Source organism: Vibrio sp. 1-1(7) (genome assembly GCF_013048485.1).
Lineage (GTDB): Bacteria > Pseudomonadota > Gammaproteobacteria > Enterobacterales > Vibrionaceae > Vibrio > Vibrio fujianensis.
Genome location: NZ_VHSP01000001.1, coordinates 1720572 through 1739623 on the forward strand (window position 1 = coordinate 1720572; position 19052 = coordinate 1739623).

The 19052-nt window shown below is 44.4% G+C and carries 17 protein-coding genes; all 17 read right to left on the bottom strand.

Annotated elements, in window-relative coordinates; translation table 11 throughout:
- Positions 1-168 precede the first annotated feature (168 nt).
- The 17 genes from FKN05_RS07915 to csrD all read right to left on the bottom strand — a co-directional run bounded on the left by FKN05_RS07915 (position 169) and on the right by csrD (position 19030).
- A complete protein-coding gene (locus tag FKN05_RS07915; RefSeq protein WP_170887198.1) occupies positions 169-4191 on the bottom strand; it encodes a DUF6701 domain-containing protein in 4023 nt (1340 codons plus the stop codon).
- Positions 4184-4645 (bottom strand): MSHA biogenesis protein MshP, encoded by a 462-nt coding sequence (locus tag FKN05_RS07920; RefSeq protein WP_170887199.1) that lies wholly within the window; start codon positions 4643-4645, stop codon positions 4184-4186. Before FKN05_RS07920 ends, FKN05_RS07915 begins: the two co-directional genes overlap by 8 nt.
- A complete protein-coding gene (locus FKN05_RS07925) occupies positions 4620-5417 on the bottom strand; it encodes a PilW family protein (protein ID WP_170887200.1) in 798 nt (265 codons plus the stop codon). The genes FKN05_RS07920 and FKN05_RS07925 overlap by 26 nt, the downstream gene beginning before the upstream one ends.
- A complete protein-coding gene (locus tag FKN05_RS07930; RefSeq protein ID WP_170887201.1) occupies positions 5417-5995 on the bottom strand; it encodes a type IV pilus modification PilV family protein in 579 nt (192 codons plus the stop codon). Before FKN05_RS07930 ends, FKN05_RS07925 begins: the two co-directional genes overlap by 1 nt.
- Positions 5976-6473 carry a prepilin-type N-terminal cleavage/methylation domain-containing protein gene (locus tag FKN05_RS07935; RefSeq protein ID WP_170887202.1) on the bottom strand — a complete coding sequence of 166 codons (498 nt, stop codon included), beginning with the start codon at positions 6471-6473 and terminating at the stop codon, positions 5976-5978. Before FKN05_RS07935 ends, FKN05_RS07930 begins: the two co-directional genes overlap by 20 nt.
- Positions 6474-6548: 75 nt before the next feature.
- Positions 6549-7025, bottom strand: a complete 477-nt coding sequence (locus tag FKN05_RS07940) for a type II secretion system protein (protein ID WP_170887203.1) — start codon at positions 7023-7025, stop codon at positions 6549-6551.
- A gap of 35 nt (positions 7026-7060) precedes the next feature.
- Positions 7061-7630, bottom strand: a complete 570-nt coding sequence (locus FKN05_RS07945) for a prepilin-type N-terminal cleavage/methylation domain-containing protein (protein ID WP_161428220.1) — start codon at positions 7628-7630, stop codon at positions 7061-7063.
- A gap of 80 nt (positions 7631-7710) precedes the next feature.
- The gene (locus tag FKN05_RS07950; protein ID WP_157928698.1) at positions 7711-8133 is read right to left on the bottom strand and encodes an MSHA biogenesis protein MshF; all 423 of its coding nucleotides are present in this window, start codon (positions 8131-8133) and stop codon (positions 7711-7713) included.
- Positions 8134-8155: 22 nt separating this feature from the next.
- Positions 8156-9376 carry a type II secretion system F family protein gene (locus FKN05_RS07955; RefSeq protein ID WP_170887204.1) on the bottom strand — a complete coding sequence of 407 codons (1221 nt, stop codon included), beginning with the start codon at positions 9374-9376 and terminating at the stop codon, positions 8156-8158.
- 15 nt (positions 9377-9391) lie between these two features.
- Entirely contained in the window at positions 9392-11116 is a 1725-nt protein-coding gene (locus FKN05_RS07960) for a GspE/PulE family protein (RefSeq protein WP_099611681.1), read from the bottom strand.
- Complete coding sequence (locus tag FKN05_RS07965; protein WP_099611680.1) at positions 11106-12152, bottom strand: tetratricopeptide repeat protein; 1047 nt, start codon at positions 12150-12152, stop codon at positions 11106-11108. The genes FKN05_RS07960 and FKN05_RS07965 overlap by 11 nt, the downstream gene beginning before the upstream one ends.
- The gene (locus FKN05_RS07970; protein WP_161428223.1) at positions 12149-12994 is read right to left on the bottom strand and encodes an ExeA family protein; all 846 of its coding nucleotides are present in this window, start codon (positions 12992-12994) and stop codon (positions 12149-12151) included. The genes FKN05_RS07965 and FKN05_RS07970 overlap by 4 nt, the downstream gene beginning before the upstream one ends.
- A 19-nt stretch (positions 12995-13013) precedes the next feature.
- Positions 13014-14624 carry a pilus (MSHA type) biogenesis protein MshL gene (gene mshL / locus FKN05_RS07975; RefSeq protein WP_170887205.1) on the bottom strand — a complete coding sequence of 537 codons (1611 nt, stop codon included), beginning with the start codon at positions 14622-14624 and terminating at the stop codon, positions 13014-13016.
- 12 nt (positions 14625-14636) lie between these two features.
- Complete coding sequence (locus FKN05_RS07980) at positions 14637-14945, bottom strand: MSHA biogenesis protein MshK (RefSeq protein ID WP_337247007.1); 309 nt, start codon at positions 14943-14945, stop codon at positions 14637-14639.
- Positions 14938-15585, bottom strand: coding sequence for a type II secretion system protein GspM (locus tag FKN05_RS07985; protein WP_099611677.1), 648 nt, complete (start codon positions 15583-15585; stop codon positions 14938-14940). Before FKN05_RS07985 ends, FKN05_RS07980 begins: the two co-directional genes overlap by 8 nt.
- 2 nt (positions 15586-15587) lie before the next feature.
- A complete protein-coding gene (locus FKN05_RS07990; RefSeq protein ID WP_170887259.1) occupies positions 15588-17030 on the bottom strand; it encodes an MSHA biogenesis protein MshI in 1443 nt (480 codons plus the stop codon).
- A 5-nt stretch (positions 17031-17035) separates the two neighbouring features.
- Complete coding sequence (csrD, locus tag FKN05_RS07995) at positions 17036-19030, bottom strand: RNase E specificity factor CsrD (RefSeq protein WP_170887206.1); 1995 nt, start codon at positions 19028-19030, stop codon at positions 17036-17038.
- Positions 19031-19052 lie beyond the last annotated feature (22 nt).

Here is a 19052-nt window from a genome sequence, read left to right on the forward strand (position 1 = left end):
ATCTTCGTTCGTCCTGCAAGATGAATAAAATGAAAATTGCACTAAATGTACCAACGCCTTGCAATCACAGCAAGGCGTTGATCCATAAATATGAAGGAAAACCCAGAATATCTAACAGATTCCTAACTTAAACAGTGAAATCGGAATAAATGAACAGACATCTCTTTGCTAATTTAGCTCCCGCCACCAAATGACTCGGTCATTGCCACGGTACAAGCCAAATTGCACTTGGCCAGAGACACTCTCTTCAAAGCTGTTGTTGCCATCTTCATCCACACTCAGCCAAGGCAGCAAAGTAGAAAGATCATAACTACTCACGATGGTTCCTGTGTTCTCTGCCCCCGGCGCACTGAAGTTAATATTCGCAAACCCCGCACTGAGCAGCGAAGGAGCCAGTGTCGCTTTCACTTCGGGCGGAGTTGCCGTGCCACTTTTGAGCACGGTAAAGTCGGTCGGATCGAAATCAAAATGATTAACCGACCCTAGATCACTGCAGCTATCATCGCTGTTGGTGAGAAAGCGCTCACCGCTAAAATACTGCGCTTCCACTTTTTGCGAAAGCGGAGTGGTTTCTGGACCATAAGTGTCGTGGATTAGCAAGCGTCCCCAACGCTGATTCTGACTCTCTGAAGACGGAAAATCATAGCCAATACATCCCGAACCAGCGCTGGTTTGATAACACACACCGTCTAAATCTTTCGTATCATCAATCGAGAGCTGTAAAATCACTCCCTCAGCGATAGGCTCTACCGGAGCGTAAGGTTTGTCATAGCGAATTTGAGCATTTTCAAGCCGAGCAATAAAGTCGCTTATATCAATCACCACACTTCCCGGCCAAGCAAATCCCTCTTGCGGATTTAATAATCCCGGTGTTTCAGTATCAGTGATATTAAAACCTGAACTTTGCGCTGAAAAATTTCGATAGAGCCAAGGATTACTGTATCGCCACCAGCTACCAATCTTATAATTCTCCGTCTCACCTTCACCATTAGTACCCAATTCATCGTAAAATCGTCCTGCTACCGAAATTTCAGGTAACCGATCAAATTTCATTGCCTGCCCTAAATAAGTGAAAGTATTACATGCTTGAGAAAAACTAGGGGTATTACCCTCTAGGTGTAAATAATAGGGAGTAAAACGGCCAATAGCCCCCGTTGAGGCGACCGAGATCGGCAAATTAGCCTCAGCTAAATCAAGGCCAAGATAAGAAGTGGGTGGCACTAATGAAAAATCAAACACCCCGACTTCACTCACACTCTGTTGAACGGTTGTAACCTCTCCCAGCTCATGATCGTAATTTAGCGTACCAATAGAACCAGCAGAACCATTGGAAGGTTCAACCAGTGTATGATTGAGAATAATCGACTGTTGCTGATAATTGGTTAACCCCAAATTATTGGTAAAGTCATTATCTTCATTCGGTTCAGCCGCTACCGCTTTGATATAGAGATCAAATGCCTCTCCTGATTTAGCAAATGGGGCACACTCAGTAATAGGATCTAAAGTCTCACATGCACCGTCTACTGGAGGCATATCGAATCGACTATCGGTTCTAAGCACCAATGCTCTTGGCACCCGAATAAAATTCGCTTGTCCAGTCAATTGTAAGTCTTGCTCATCGCCACTGCCATTAAAACGGGCGTGCAAAGCTAAGCTCCCCGCTTCGCGATAGGTAAGTTCAAATTCCGCTTGACCATTTTCATCAAAATACAGGCTACGATGACTCGGGGCTGCGCTATTATTGCTAATCGCTGAATCATCCACGACAACATTCATTGCTAAAAAACTTGGTCCTCCCGAAGGGGTAAGATATTCACTCCATAATGAAACATCTTTGTCTACACCAGCAAAACTTGGGATACATTGTTCAGGATTATCTCCTTTACTTAATGCAGTGATAGTTCCAGTGACTAATTGATTGGCATAAGCATGGGGGACATCGATAATGAAACCGCTATCAGAAAAAACTAATGAACAGTTTTGTGCTGAATAGTCACCAGTGCCATATCTGCATAAGTTGGTAGCAAAAGGTTTCGCAGTAGGAGTGGAATTTTGTACACCTACAGTCACACTTCCTGGAGTATTGCGCCTTAGTTTTAGATTGGCGATGCCATTCGAAAAGTTAATATGCGGGCCATTAACCCATCCCCCACTAGCAGAAGGAGATGCATTAGGACTTAAATTAACACTGACTGGCTGCTGGTAAAGCTCGCTACAACTGCTATTTGCACAGGCTTGTATTTGTACATCAGCGGCATTACAAGTTAGCGCATCTGACGATGGTAAAGTAAAACGAAAATGATCGACCTGTTCACCAACCTCACGAGATTTTAACGCACAAACACGGAAATTATCGATTTCATGATGGTTTACTGAACCACCAGTTGAAGCTGTGATCGACAAGAACAAATCTTCAGGCGTCTCCATGTTGTTTATAGCAGTTAAGTGTTCTCGATAAATTAATGTTTCTGGTTCTAATATCGAGTTGTATTTTCTTTCCACTTTCAACGTAACATTACTAGGATTCCTGGAATCAATGGTAATTAAATATTTATGCTTTGGACCTTCGCCATCAAAAGCTGTTTGAGTACATCTCCCCAAGAAACTTCTAGTACAATACGCTCTTACATCTATTGGAGGGCTTAAGTTAGCTTGTGTGCCTGCTAGATAAAGGTAATTACTCGCCTGAGAACCTCTTACAGCAACAGATTGAGAGCGAAAACCTACACCACCATTACGCCCTTCATTAAAATTAGAAAAATTACCATACTCATCAATACCAATCCCGAGCCAACCACCAGCAAAGCCCGGTTTATTTACTGGAACTGACATTTCTATTAGAGGAGCATAACCCAATGACCCACCATATCCTCCTGTTTTGGGAGTAACAGATGCATCGGAAAAAATAATTGCCATACCATCGCCACCAACCCCTAACATATTAGCCCAAGCATAATGTTCAAATTCAACTTGAACTATGTTTCCCGCGGCAGGAAAAATGCGTTGATAAGTGACTGCTGTCGCTTGGTTTCCAATAGCCTCGGTAAGACGCAAGCGGTCACTAACTATTCTCGGTGTAAAGTTACCACTACTCTTAAACGTAACCCAATTTTGAGTTAAATCTGAGTGATTAAAATCATCATTAAAACACTTCAGAGCTGGCGTGATACCACAAGCATTATCAGGTACTGTTCTATATTGACAAACTCCAGTAACAGTGCTGCCTCCATTTACATTAACCGTTCCCCAATCAGGTTGTCCTGCAGTAACATTTCCCAATATATAAGATTGATTATTTAAGGTTACTTGGTTATTAGTACTAGTAATATTTCCTGTTATAAAACTTTTGTCCGTAATAATATCAGCGTTAGCAGAAAGATCGCCAATAACATTGGTTTCGGTAATATTAATACCATTATTTGATGTCGTAACATCTCCTTTTAATTCAGAATTCGTGACGTTTATATTTCCGTTAGCAGTTAAACTACCGACTATATCAGAGTCTGATACTGTTATAGCATTATTTGGGGTTGTAATATTTCCAGACACTTTTGATCTCGTCACCATAATATCACCATTGGCGGTTAAACTGCCCGTAATGGTGGAATCGGTAATCGTCAAAGCGTTATTTGGCGTCTCAACACTTCCACTAACAGACGAGCCATCAATTATAATATTGCCATTCGCGAATACCGCACCTTGAACATTGCTGTTTTCAAGTCTAATACCATGATTATTGGAACGGACATCGCCACCCACACTTCCTTCTTGAATGGTAATCACCCCACCAGAGATGATGTTACCATGCAAGGATAGATAACTCAGGTTAATATTAGAGCTAGTAGCAGTGATGTTTCCATATATGATCGTCGTTTGTGCTGTAAAGGTTTGAATCTGTCCATTGTTAGCTTGTAGATTAATTTTATTTGCTTGACTACCAATAACATTTCCACGCAGTTCGAAACCATTATCAGCAACAATCGTCGACTCAGTATTAGCAATAATAATATCACCACTACTCAGTGTAACTTTCCCATTTCCAGAGCAGGTGTAGATATTTCCGTTCGCCTGCCATGTAGTATTACATGGTGGATACTGCCCATTCGATAAATTATATTGCTGAGCAGCGGCCTTAAAAGACGATAACAGAACAGCCAACGTTAATAGAAGTAGACCTAACGATTTATTCACCCCGCACCCCCACTTGAATTGTCCGTTGCCATGGCCAGTCGCCACTGCTGCATTGTCCGATGCTGGTAATTTGCAGCACCGTTTGCTGATTATCTAATACACCGATATATTCACAGCTAACTTGCGCCGCACATTGCGCTAAGCCATCCCCTTGAAACTCAATGTTACTTGTAACAGGGGTATAATCCGGTGTTGAAAGCTGAGCATTTGACTGAGCAACGCGACAACTACTTTGTTGATTATTTTCTTGATAATAGCGGCTAATGGCGATCTCCGCCGCCGATCGGGCGGCCATTTCGGCACGAGTACCCATCACCATCGACACCAACTGCTGGCTATTGCGCTGCTGATTACGATTGGCAACCGCGGCAACAAAGCCGACCACGACGATAATAAAAATAACCATCACCAAGCCGCTGCCTTGCTGGCTACGGCGCATTATAGATAAGTGCATTGTGATCAAACCTCACCTGTTCACCGCGATCTTCAAAGGTTAGTTCCATTTTAATTAAACCGTTGCGTTGCAAAACTGGCTCTGCTTCGACGAAATTAGCTTTGCTAATCTTTTCTGCCATCAATACCTTGGCATTGGGTTGCTGTGGGGGAAGTTGATTGAGCGTTAATGGGTAACCTTGATAACGGTAGATTTTTTTTTCAGCCTTGAGATAGCAGTACGCAACCGGTTCTCGATAGACATAGACGCGTCGAGCTGGCGATTGCAGTTCAAAGCTCGTTAGACGAGTGAAATCAAGTTCAACTTCATGGTGAGCATTCGCCTCAGAAAAAGTCACCTTATCGGTTAACTCGGCAACCTGCTGATGAGGGCCGACTGGATCAAGTGATTGACGTAACATCATTGGATTTGTCGGGTAAACAACAATTCGATCTCCCGCTTCTAGCATCAAGTTATCTTGAGTTGACCGAAGTAGTGGCAACATTTTTATGCCGCTTGCCTGATGAGGCAATTGACTATAAACCCCGCTATTAATGATCGGCAAAAACTCAATGCAGTCATTTTCGACGATGACGCTATTGGGTACCGCTTGGCGAATTTCACGGCTTAAGCGCTCAGTCATAAATTGGCCTTGCTGAATCAGCGCTTCACGAGATGTGCTGGTGGCGTAAATACCCATGGCTTGACCAGCAATATTACCGAGAAACAGGCCGACAATGCCAAGTAAAATAATCGCCATCACCATCTCGATTAAGGTAAAACCACGTTGCATCAGTAGTTCCCCTTAATCGCAGCAAACGGGTAGCGGTTGCCTTGTGAATCAATAATCACCACCTCGATGCGTTTATAATCGGTGAGCTGATTGGTATTAATGCCAGTAAACTGACCGCTATTATCCTGCTCATAGAAAACATTAATCGCGACTTTAAAATTGCGATAACTGCTATCAAGAGTCTGACCAAGCACATCCTGAATCGGTCTTGGTGAAGTGGTAATAAAGTCGTCCACATCGTTAAATTCGGTAGTCATCGATTCACCATCATCGCCCAGTTGAGACGGTGCGCTACATAACTGCCTATCTGTCGTAGCCACAATCACACATTCTGGCAAACCGCCATTAGGGCCTGAATTCTGATCAAACTGACGACCTAAAATTTCGTCCAATACCGCTCTGCCCAGCTCAGCGGCTTTGACTGCAATCACTTGCTCGGCGCTCTGCTGCGAACGCGGATACAGCGCTGCCGCCAAGCCAGTAATGGCAATCGCGGTAAGGGTAATAACAATGATCATTTCCACCAGGGTAAAACCGCGCGTCAAAGCACGCCTTAGCTTAATGGGCTTCACAGGCATAGATATAGCCCTCAGTATTAATGCACACTTGGCGCTGATCGGTGGCAGAAAAGATCGAAATCGTACAGACTTCTGTGCCACATTGAGCAACCCGACCAAGGGAATCAAAATCAAGGTAGGTTTGCCCGGTTTCAGTCACCATCGCTAAGTTTACCCTGCTGAGCTTGGCATCAAAAAAACCAGCATCTTGCTGCTCAAAACCCTGCTCCGCGCAATTGGCTACCGACTGATTAGTAGAAACAGGCCCGGCTTGATTAGCGGTTAAAACCCAGCGATTACAGAAACCGGTGCGCTGCATGGCGCGGTTTTGGGTTAAGCGCAGTGAGGCGAGAATTTCTTGTTGGCTGGTGAGCGCGGCAAGCGAGCTGGTGCCCGAATAACGGCTCACCGCATAGGCAGACAGAATACCGAGCAAAAGAATAATCACAATCAGCTCGACTAAGGTAAAGCCCAATGTTCGACGGGGTGATGGGGTCATCGTTGTCTCACCGGGAGATAGATAAAACCAATAAGCTAGGCGAACGGTAGTATCGCTCGCCTAGCTATAGCTTAGTTATTTTTTACAATCAGTTTCTTCTTTTGAAATTTCAACTTTAGCTGGCGTTGTCGCATTTTCAGCCTGAGTATACTTAACACACTGAGTAGTATAGTTTTCAATCCCAAAGGTCACTGCAGGTGGTGTACCTACGGGTCCTTTTATAAATTTAAAATCACCATCGTCACCGATACCTTGCACAATCGCCGCAATGGCTGTACTGCTTGCTGCTGGGTAACCATATACGATGTCTACATCCTCACCGGCACCTGACTTTACTGAACCCGATACAGCTGATTCAAGTCCCTTAATAGCAGCTTTACCATATACCATGCCGGATGCGCCTTGAATCGCACCTTGTAAACCTTTCAGAGTGGCATCTCGCGCATCATCTTGTAAGTTGATAAACCGTGGTGCTGCCGTGACCGCCAAAATCCCTAAAATTACAATCACGACCACTAATTCGATTAGGGTGAAACCGCCTTGTTTTTTCATTGCTACTCTCTCTTTATATATCAAAATCCATCGGATTAATTTAAGGTGACCGTGACACGGCCGGTTTTTAGATCATAAACAAATTGATGTTCACTCTTACCTTCTTGCTGAAGATAAGTGCACGTCCAATCTGAGCCATTCGCTTGAGCGGTATAACGCAGATTAGCCTTATTATCACCGCCAACCACTGCAACTTGCGGTGGGTTTTGCAGTAAATTTTCCATTAAAGCGACACATTGTTGATCGGTAAGGCTAGTTGGGAACGCGCCGCCATCATTAATCGCTATCGGGTAGCCATCACGAAATCCTGTGTCTGCGCCACTGCTGTCTTTGGCGCGAGTGAGCCAGAATTCAACCCCATCATAATCAATTGTGTTGTATGTCTGTCCCTCTGCCGAGATTGAGGGGCGGGCTTTGGCTTCCCACTGGGCGCGAGCCGATAACACACCCGTTGCAAAGCCACCGGCAACCCCTTCAATACTCGCTTTTTTTGCTTCGTCGGTCACATCAAGAAAACGGGGCAAAGCAGCCACGGCTAATAGACCGATCACGACAATGACGATCACTAATTCAACTAAGGAAAAGCCAGCGTATTTTTTCTTCATGAATCACCTTCTTTAAAGAGCATCATAAAACCTGTATCTGTCACTTTGCTTAACGCGCCTTTATGCGATAAAGCTTCGCTCTATTGTAAACTTGAAACCGTAGATGAAAAACTGTTGTTCTGTAAGGTAATTTTTATAAATTGCGCTTGCGTATAATATAGCTCACACTGATACCCTTGTGGTATGGGTTGCTCTTCCACTTGCAACTTTTTTTGCAAAATGTGTTGTTTAGGGTACAACCAGTTTAAAAGCTGAGTACACCGCTTGCCATCAACTTGTGTTGGTAACACCCACCCTGTCGCAGAAAAAGTCAATCGTTGCCCTTGCCATTGCAAATCGGATGGCTGATTTTCTAATAGCCATAGCTGTTTATAATCATTCGCTCGCTCAATAATCTCACGGTTGGCAAGCTCTAGTGCGGTACGCTCCAACGCCGCTTGTATTGGCGGCCAGGCTTGTAATAAGCCGATCAACAAGATGCCAATGACCAAAAACCACATCATGTATCTTGCTTGCTTAATTACCCTACCCTTTGATTGCATCAAGCATGCCCCACATGGGTAAGAAAATACCTAACGCCAACACCAAGACCATCGCAGCAACGATCACCAGTAAAATGGGTTCAATTCGCGCCGTGAGGGTTTTTAAATCATAGTCCACTTCACGGTCATAAAAATCAGCCACTTCGAGCAATAACTCATCCACTCGGCCAGTTTCTTCTCCGACGGCAATCATCTGCATCACTAATGGCGTGAAGATCTGGGTATTGGTCGCAGTAGCGGTAATGCTGCCGCCCGCTTCAATTTCGCCTTTCATTTTCAGTAAACGTGATTCTAAAAACTTATTTTCCAACGCTTCAGCGGAAAGAGCCAAAGATTGGTTCAACGGCACTCCAGCTTTAAGCATTAAAGAAAAGGTTCGAGAGAAGCGAGCCAACTGAGCCCGATTGACAATGCCGCCGACCACCGGTATTCGTAACCGAAACTTATCCCATGTTTCTCGCCCCTGCGGCGTGGCCACCCAAGCACGAAAGGCGATAATCACGCCAACTATTCCGCCAATAATGGCTAACCAATAATTGACAAAAAAGTTCGACATATTAATTAATATGCGTGTGGGTAGGGGCAAATCAACCCCAAAACGGCTGAACATGGTCGCAAATTGCGGAATAACCTTAATATTTAAAATAAACATGGCGATGGTAATAAAACTGATCACAAAAGTGGGATAACGCATCGCCGTCTTAATACGTTTGCGTGTCTCAACCTCTTGTTCATAGTAGTTTGCCAGTTGTAATAAAGCCTGATCTAACCGGCCGGTATTTTCTCCGACGCTAATCATCGAGACAAACAGCGGACTAAAAACATGGGAATGCATTTGCATGGCGGCAGATAACCCACGCCCATTGGTAAGCTCGCTGGTCACCTCTTCTAATGCCTGTTGCAACTGCTTATTGGTGCAGTTTTGTGTCAAGCCTCGCATAGAGCGCAATAATGGAACTCCAGCCTTGGTCAAACTGTACATCTGCCGACAAAAAATCACTAAGATTTCCAGCGGTACGGCAGGCGTTAACCAGGCTTTCCAGTCAATATTGGTCGAGTTCGCTGATTTTTTTGCCACGATAGAGGTTGGGATCACCCCTTGGCTGAGTAAAGCTTCCGCCGCCATTTCTTCACTCGGGGCGTCAACACTGCCTGAGGCTTTACTGCCATCGGCATTTCGGCCTAGATATTGATAGTGTGGCATAATCCTTCCTATCGCTTATAAATAGATGGGTTGAGCCATACCGGAGGCATCCCCTTCACCGAGAACCATCACTTCATCCATGCTGACAACCCCTTGAATTGCCAATTCCATTGCTCGGGCTAATAGCGGTTTATAATGATGTGATGAACGAGCGGCATGAGCAAAGCCCGATGTATCGTTCGCTCTTAGAGCATCCATCATCGACGGCTCAAGCTCCAGCATTTCAAACACACCGATTCGTCCTCGATATCCGGTTAAGTTACAACTTTGGCAACCTCGCCCATGCACAAAGTGCTGGGACACTTGATTAGGAAAACGTTCCGCCAACCATTGTCGACGGGCCTCATCTAGCGGATCGTCTGTTTTACAATCTGGGCAAACTTTACGAATTAAGCGCTGGGCAACCACCGCACGTACTGCACTAGCAACCAGATACCCTGGCGCACCCATATCAATCAAACGTAAAGCGCTATCAACCGCATCATTAGTGTGTAAGGTACTCAACACTAAATGGCCCGTTAATGCGGCTCGTAACCCGATCTCAGCGGTTTCTTGATCTCGGATTTCACCGACTAAAATAATATCTGGGTCTTGGCGTAAGAAAGTACGCAATAAGGTTGAAAAATCGAGGCCAATTTTCGGGTTAACTTGAACTTGGTTTAAGCGAGCAATCCGATATTCGACCGGATCTTCTGCGGTAATAATTTTTTTGCCCGCTTCATTTAATTCAGAAAGCGCCCCATAAAGCGTGGTGGTTTTACCCGACCCCGTCGGCCCAGTCACCAAAATCATGCCATGAGGTCGTTTCAGTTGTCGTCTCAGTCGCTGCAGTAAATCGACGGGAATACCAGACTCTTCTAATTTTCGAATCCCACTGGTTTGATTCAGTAACCGCATGACCACCGATTCACCATATTGAACTGGCATCGTGGAAAGACGAATATCGACCGACTGACCTTTTGTACGGATATTAAAGCGGCCATCTTGAGGTAAGCGTTTTTCAGAGATATCTAGGTTCGCCATCAGTTTCAAACGAAGAACTAATGCAGAAGCAATATTAACTTCATTAAGCAAAGTTTCATGCAATACACCATCAATACGCTGGCGAATACGTAAGAGGTTGGCATCCGGTTCAATATGGATATCTGATGCCCCAACTTGAATCGCATCTTCAAACAGCGAGTTGATCAGTTTCACCACCGTCATATCATCGGATTCATCACCGGCAATATTGTAATCAAATGCATCACTGTCTTGATGCTCGGCCTGCAACTGCTCAGCAAATGAAGCGATCTCTTTCGTCCGTCGATAATAACGATCAAAAGCTTCAACCAACTGTTTTTCGGGCGCAAGAACATACTCAAACTGATAGTTTGGCAGTTGTGTCAATAAGGACTCTTGCGCAAAAAGATCCGCCGGATCACTCATCACAATGCGCAGTATATCCTCGTTACGCCCAATCACTAAAGCACGCAAACGACGGGCATGCACTTCGGGCAGTAATTGGACCGCATCAATATCAATGTTGGCACGATTCAAATCAATTAAAGGCAATGATAGTTGATGAGACAAAAAGGCTAACATCTGCTGTTCAGTTAAAAAGCCTAACTCAATCAAGGTGCGACCCAGTTTGCTGCCGGTCTGTTTTTGAACCACCAATGCTTGTTCAACTTGTTGTTCTGTGATGATACCTTCTTCAATAAGAAGATCACCAAGACGTTTTCTTAACTCAATTTTCACCTTGGCTCACCTCTTGCTGCATGAGTAATTGCAAACGCTGACGAATGAATGCGTGAGATTGGGTCGATAACCCGACGTTCTTTAACGCCATTTGATAAGATTCTTGAGCTTCGTTATACCTTAACGCTCGCTCTTGCTGAATTGCCAGCCCCAACCACCAACGACCGTTAGTGGCTTCTTTTTCAGTCAAGCGTTGATAACTATCTAACGCAATATCATTCAATTTATTTTTCTGAGCCAAAGCTGCACGCAAAGAAAGATACTCAACAGAAGCACCATCAGGCACATGATCTAACGGCGATAATGCTGCTTCATTCTGGCCTTCTTTCACTAATAATTTTGCCAATGCGATACGCAAGGTTTCGCCATCATAGTCAAGCTCAACCCCTCGTTGTAGCAACTCAAAGGCTTTTCTTACATCGCCTTTGCCGTAATAAAGCGCAGCCAATTGCTGACGAACTTGCTCGTTTCTTGGCGTATAACGCAATGCCTCACTGTATGCTTTTACCGCACCGTTAAAGTCATTACTATCTAATGCCTTATTCGCACGTGTTAATGCTTGGTTTGATAATGCTTGAGGTGTCAGCTCTACTTGCTCAACCAACATGTTTTTCTCAGGCTTGCTTGGCAAAGCAACCGCTGAGGTGGCGGTTAAGGGTTCCGGCTTGGGTGTCGCCGTTGTTACTGCGGCCAATGTCATTTCAGGCGACGTCACCGGAGGGTCGGCCACCTCTTGCGTTGGCGCTAAGCGATACACCGCGACCGCTAAAGAGGGAACATGTTGCGTCGGTGAAGAAAAGTTATTGGCGATTTGGGGTGATGCCAGCGATGAATCGATCAGCACATTTGGCATGACATCACTCGCTTGCTGCGAGACGGCCCAGCCTCCGACGGCGAGGCTAAGAGCAAAACCACCAACGAGCCAGATCCATGCAGGGCGAGTTTTAGCCATGGGTAGCTCGACCCGTTCAATGTCACCGAGTGTCTTACTCTGTTTTGACACTAATTGTGACAGTGCCTGATTAATTACACTCATTGATTGCTCCATCCCCACAAAAGAGGCCATTTGAATTTTGGTTGACAGGCGTCGAAGGTATCGTGAATAGCATGATACAAATGCACATTGGAGACTTCGTACTGCTTGGCATAAAACGTAAGTAATAATGCCTTATGACAAATTTGGTTTAATAAGCGAGGGATTCCTTGGCTGGCTTTCCACGCTGCTTTCTTCTGCTGTACACTAAACAATGCTTTTTCAACACCTGATTTTCGCAACCGGTTATCGATATAAGCTAAAGCTTCAGCCTGCGATAGCGGCCTGAGTTGAGCACTGAATGTGATACGTTGCCGCAGTTGCCTTAGCTGATGTTGAGCTAAACGTTCATCTAATTCCGGCTGACCTAATAACACCATTTGTAATAACTTACGCTGCTCTGTTTCTAAGTTGCCAAATAGACGTAAGGTTTCCAAAGCATCATCAGACAAGGCTTGCGCCTCATCCACAATCACAACCGCTCGTTTTCCTTGCTCATACCATTCGATTAAACGAGATTGAATAGCATCGATCAATACGCTATCGCTCACCAAAGGTACCTTCAACGCCGTCGCCACTGAGCGGCGCAACTCAATACCTGACAAGGCTGGATTAGGCAGATAAATCCAGTGAATATCCGCCGCTAAATGAGTCAATAGCATACGACACACCATGGTTTTTCCGGTGCCGACTTCACCGGTGACTTTAATGATCCCCTCGCCCATTTCTAACGCAGCATTCACAGTTTGTAGCGCTTCATAGTGCGGTGCTAACCCTAAGAAAAGCGCCGTGTCGGGTGTCAAATGAAATGGAAATTGCTCAAATCCATAATGTGTCAGGTACATAACTGATTTAGTTCAAACCTTATTCTGCGTCTGGAAACCACTCTTGTAATAGATCTCTTGAACGCTCCAGCTCTTTTTGCCAGGTATTTACCCCAACCACCGTCGGCTTAAGTAAAATCACTAACTCGGTTTTTTGCGTTAACTCTGTGGTATTACGGAACAAATGCCCTAACACGGGAATATCGCCAAGAAAAGGAACCTTGGACACCCGATTATTGGTGTTGGTTTTCATTAATCCACCAATGACGACCACATCACCGTCCTGCGCCCGAATCACTGAATCAGACTCACGAATCGAACTACGAGCAAGTGGTAATGAATAAAGCTCGCTACCGAATTGAATATCTTTGGTTTGTTGCTCAACTTCAATCACAGAAGGGTGTACATGCAATAAAACGTTACCTTTATCATCAATTTGTGGGGTCACATCTAAAGAGATACCGGAGAAAAAAGGTGTTAACGCGACATCGGGCGAGGCATTCGAATTGTCTCCACTTCCGACCACACTGGTTAAATCCGTCACGTAATATTCGTCCGTTCCTACCTTTATCACCGCTTTTTGGTTATTCGCGGCGGTGACTCGAGGGCTAGACAAGACATTCAAATCCCCTTGAGTAGCCATAAAGCTCAATACGGAGTCAAAGCTGCCATCTGAAATGGTAATATTGGTTTGTCCACCCAACAGTGAACCAATCGCATCCAATCCGGGTAAACTTGACGTGTTACTTCCAATCCGATTAAGCACCACCTTGCCGTTACCAAACGACATGTTTGACCAATTAATGCCTTGCTGATAACTATCCGTTAAGGTGACTTCTAATATTTTGGCTTCCAAGATCACTTGCCGCTGCATACGTTGATGTGAAATAGCTAAAAATTGTCGAACTTCGCGAATTTCATCAGGATAAGCTCGTAAGGTTAAAATGCCAGCTTGGGGTGTAACCACGACACTTTGTCCACGATCAGAACCAATTAAGCGAGCGACCGCTTGCTGCAGCTGAGACCAAAAATCACTTTCGTTGATGGTTTCAATTTCTGTTCCACCACGCATGGAAGTGCTAGTCTCTGAACGGCTAATACCACTACTGCTGGTACGGTTAGAGCCGCTATCAGTATTAGTAATGGTTCCGGTGCTAATGGATGTTAATGAGCGGCCTGTACGTTTAAATTGTAAGTAATCAACTGGAATAGAGACGGTTCTCAGCCCGACCGGGTAAACTTGAATAATTTTACCGATTTTTTCCACTTCGTAGCCATATAAATCACGTACGACATCCAAGGCTTCATCTAAAGTTACATCGGATAAATTGATCGTGATCTCGCCTTCAACGTCAGGATGGATAGCGACACTAAACTCACTATTTTTCACCAAACTGGCAAAAAAGGCTTTCGCTTCCACTTGATTGGCCTGAATACGAAAACGCTGCGTATTGGCTGATGAATCAAGAACCGGCTCACTGAGATCGGGCATAAGATCAGCTTCAACCGAAGCGGGCAATTGATCAATCATTCGGCTATTGGTTTCATTCAATACTTGATTCAGTGAGTCTTTTATTTCAACAGGATCCCGATGGCCCATTGCACAGCCCACTAAGCTAGTCACTACGACACCGATTATAATTTTATGCATCACTCTCATACCTTAATTTTTGATGTCTAGCGAGAACAACTGTAGTTCCCAACGCTGTTTACCACGCATCAAAATCACACTGGAATCTGTCACTTTGGCTATCTGATAACCTTGGATATTTTCGCCAACCGACAGTACCTGATTATTCAATACAACATAACACTCTTTTTGGCATACGATACTTTGCAATTCAGGTAATGGCGCTTGCTGAACCTCGGCCATTGAAGCTCTATGCCCAGCTAATGGAGCCGTGGGGTCCTCTGCCGCAATGACTTGATGACTCAGTAAAAGCAAGATCGTCAACCGCATTATTTTACCCACCGATAAACTCCTTACGAGAACTGAGTGTATAGATTTCCAAAATTAATTTTGCTTGAGGATATTGCACCACTTGATAGTGAAAACGCCGCCAATAATAGTTAACAGGCAAACCTTCTAGAGCAGCAAGATAATCGTAAATAGCAAAATAACTGCCAGTCAATTCCATTCTAACAGGATGAATAAAATACTGACTTGGATACTCATCCTGTTGCTTACCCATTGGTTCGGCAGGTAAAGAAGTCAGGCGAAGCAATTTCAATTGCTGGCTCTTCTCTAATACCTCACGCAAAACTTTTGCCATTTGAGAGGGCGAGACTAAATTCTCCATCACTTGATCGAGTTGAGCTGAAAGTTGTTGATGTTGTGCTTTAAGTTGTGTCAACTCAATCTCGATGTCTACATCAGGATCCTTACTTAACTCATGCTGTAACTGCTGTACCGCCAATTGCATTCCTTGATTAGATGACTGCAAACTGGCTAGGCGATTCGACTGTATTTGATGACGTGTCAAAAGCGGGTCAATCAGAAAGGTTTGCAATGAGACGATGATCACCACTAAACCGCAGCCACTGATTAACCATTTTTCACGAGGCAAGCGCTGATTAAAGGCTTGATTTAATTTATTCCAAAGCACTCTCATCTCTACATCTCTTGCTTAGTTTTTAGCTCAAACGTCACAATATCGTTCTCATCACGTCCTATTATTAACCGCTCAAAACTGCGGCCAACTAAATGTAACTCTTGTTGAAATTGTTCGATCCAGTGTGGAATCGCTTTCGCATCACGGGCCAAACCTTGGATATCAAAACGTTGCTGATCAATCTCAATTTGCGTTAACGAAATATCCTTACGTGCGAGGTTTGCCAGTGCTTCCATCACACCCGAATACCCTTCACTTTGCAGATGCTCGAAGCGATTGATCGCATTTAATGACGCCTGTTGCGCCGCAATGTCTTTTTTTATTCTCGCAGCTGCCGCCAGTTTATATGGCGACGGTAGGTGTCGCGATTTTTGCTCTTTCAACTGTTTAAGTTGTAAAGAAAGCGCGGCTGATTGCTGCTCCGCTAAGATGACTTGCTGCTCGATTTTTATCCCCTGATAATGATAAACCGCCGCAATCGCTAACATGCAAACCATAAAACCAAGCAAAACCGAGCTAACGGTCATCAGTGAAAAATAATCTTTCTTAGGTTTTAAATGGCTTTGGTAGAAATTTAAAGCCTCATGAGGAGCCAATTGAGCATAATGAGCCAACATAGTGCCAGACAGCGGCTGAGGAACCGCCTTCGACAGCGTGCTGACTTTCACATTCAAACGTTCATTCAGTGCCGCAACAAGCTCGTCGTGATCTTCGCCATCGCAGCACACTTTGAGCTGATGAAGCGCTATTCCTTTTAATTGTGAAGATAAATAATCAATTGAACGCTGTAATTCCAATGCTAAGCTATCAAATTGAAGGCCTGAGCTGGCTACGCCGGTGATTGGCGCGACAACCCCGCGTAACGTACGCTGAAAATAGCAACGTTGATCGACAAAAGCATCAAATTTAAAATTTCCTGCCTTATTACGCTGCAGCAGTAAAAACTGCGTTAAAGTATCACCACTGCTTGCCCACACTTCTTGCTCTGGTAACACTCGCCCCAATTGGCAACCTTGTGTTTTCAGCAATTCAACCATCTCAAGAATCACTTTCTTGCTGATGACGTAGGCCTGTACTTTATTCGTCCCACTCAATGGATAAGCGTCTGCAACGACTTCTGCGGGTTTCTCATTAATCAAATCTTTGATTAAAAAGGGGAGTGCGGCAGGCCACTCTTCACGCGCAATATTAGGTTTATCAATTTGGTAGCTTTGGTAAAGTTGGGAGTGTAACACCAGATCAATCACCACCCCTTGCACGCCAGCCGCTTTTAAAGCCTTTATTAAAGCATGTGACCAATCACGATCAGCCAGCGGATAGCATTCTGGTACTGTCAAAGTGTCTGCAGATGAAAAATAAATCGCATCAGGTTGAATGACAGCAAAGAGTGAGTGACTTTGCTTCTTTTTGCCGATGATTTTTTTTATCAGAACATCAATTTTCATGTCTATTATTTTGTCCGCCATCGGTTTCGTTTACCGGGTTTAACAGAAGGTTGCTTGATTGAATGTGAGGAGATTAACAAAGGCTGCTCGACGTCAAATAAGCGTCCTTGAACACCATTGACCCCTAAAGAAAGCAAACATTGTCGCTCTGCTTCATGTTCAACCCCAACCGCAATCACTTGGGTAGGAGTGCCACTACATACCCCAATCAGACTACGAACAAATAGCTGATTTTCATGGCGTTGATGGATATTTTTGATCAAACTCCGATGAAGCTTAAGATAATCAATATTTAGATCCTTAATGTAATGTGTGGCGACAATGGTGCGCCCCGCTTGGCCAACCACTAATTTACATCCCAATCCACCGATCATTTTCATGACGGGGCGCATATAATCGAGATGTTGAGCCAATCGCCCCTCAGCAAATTCAAAGGAGAGCCTTGTTCGCAATGCGATGGGCAATTGCATCAATTCATTACGAAACCATCGCCAATAAAACTTATTCGCAAAAGGAACAACTTGAAGGTTAATCGAATAGTGATCACTTTGCCGTTCATCCCGAATTAACGCAAAAACACGAGCCAGTACGGCTCGATCAAAAGCCACTTCGTATCCTACTGTTTCTATCGCTGAAATAAAACGAGAGGCCTTGAGCAAGCCTTTATCGGGATCATTGATTCGAGCAAACAGCTCGTGATGGACTATGGCCAGTTTATTTGCTGGTGTGATTAAATAACACGCTTGTTGAAATAAGCTAATTTTCTCAGGAAGTAATAACTGATCAAATAACGTTCGCCAACGGACACTGCCACGTTCATCATCGGCCTTAATGGCTTTTTTGAATCGACTCCAAGCGTTTCCGCCTTGCATCTGAGCACTGCGTAAAGCGGTTTCAGTTTCATCAATAATACGACCTCTTCGCTCTCCTTCTCGATACATACTCACTCCGATATGAACCCAATTATTACGATCAATCGGAAATGGAGGAATGATCCTCTCGATGAATTTAAGGCATTGGCTCGCAACATAGACCACTTCTTTTGAGCCTTGATGAGGCATAAATATCGCAAAAACAGACTCATAATAACGCGATAAAATAACATCAGGGTAACGAGCGATAATATTGGTAATGCATTCGCCAACTTCGACGACTAAATCATCAACCACTCGTGGCCCCACCTCTTCTCGCGCAGCATCGAGTTCATCGATCCGAATCATAATCACTCCGCCGTAAGCGCCACTTTCTAATAAGCCGGACTCGAGCTTACTATCAAACAACACTCGGTTCGCCGCTCCGGTTAATTGATCCAGAAAGGTTTGGCTACGGATAAAACTGTCAAATCGGCTTCGCTCTTGACGAGCATCTTGTAACTCTTCAATTAAACGATCTATCGCTTCGCTGGCGGTATAAGGCCATTCACGGAGATCGCCTTTAGCATATTGCTCAACTCGCCCCGCTAAAATCATTCTTCCCCGCTCTTCAAGCAGTTCAGAACCAAGCAGTTGTTCTTTAAGCCACTTAATGCCTTGAACTAAGCAAAAAACAATCAAAGCGACCGCCAATGAAATTGCCCCCATTGCACTCATTGAATAGTCATAGCTCAGGTAAGGCGGGACGGCTTTAAAATGGATACGGTAACCTTGATGATGCGCTAAAACAAAATCAGCTTGATATAAACGTTCCGTGGCGATTTTAGATGATGAATCATTGAAACGATATACGATCCCAGCCTCGGAAGAGAGCTGCATTTCGACAATATTCGAGGCTTGTAACATTTTAGGCATCCAAGCCTGCATTGAATCCATGGCATTCGGTTCTTGAAGTTCTTTATCCACCACGTCAACAATGCCACGCAAGTAATGATTCAAGTACTCTTGCCCTAATTTCTGAAAAGAGAGTGTTCCTCCTAAAAAAAGAATAAACATGGCACTGGTTACAATTACCGTAACAAAAGCAACCAAGCGTGTACTCAATTTAAGTGTTGGGGTATAGCGCATGAAGCTGAAGTTCCTTTTCACC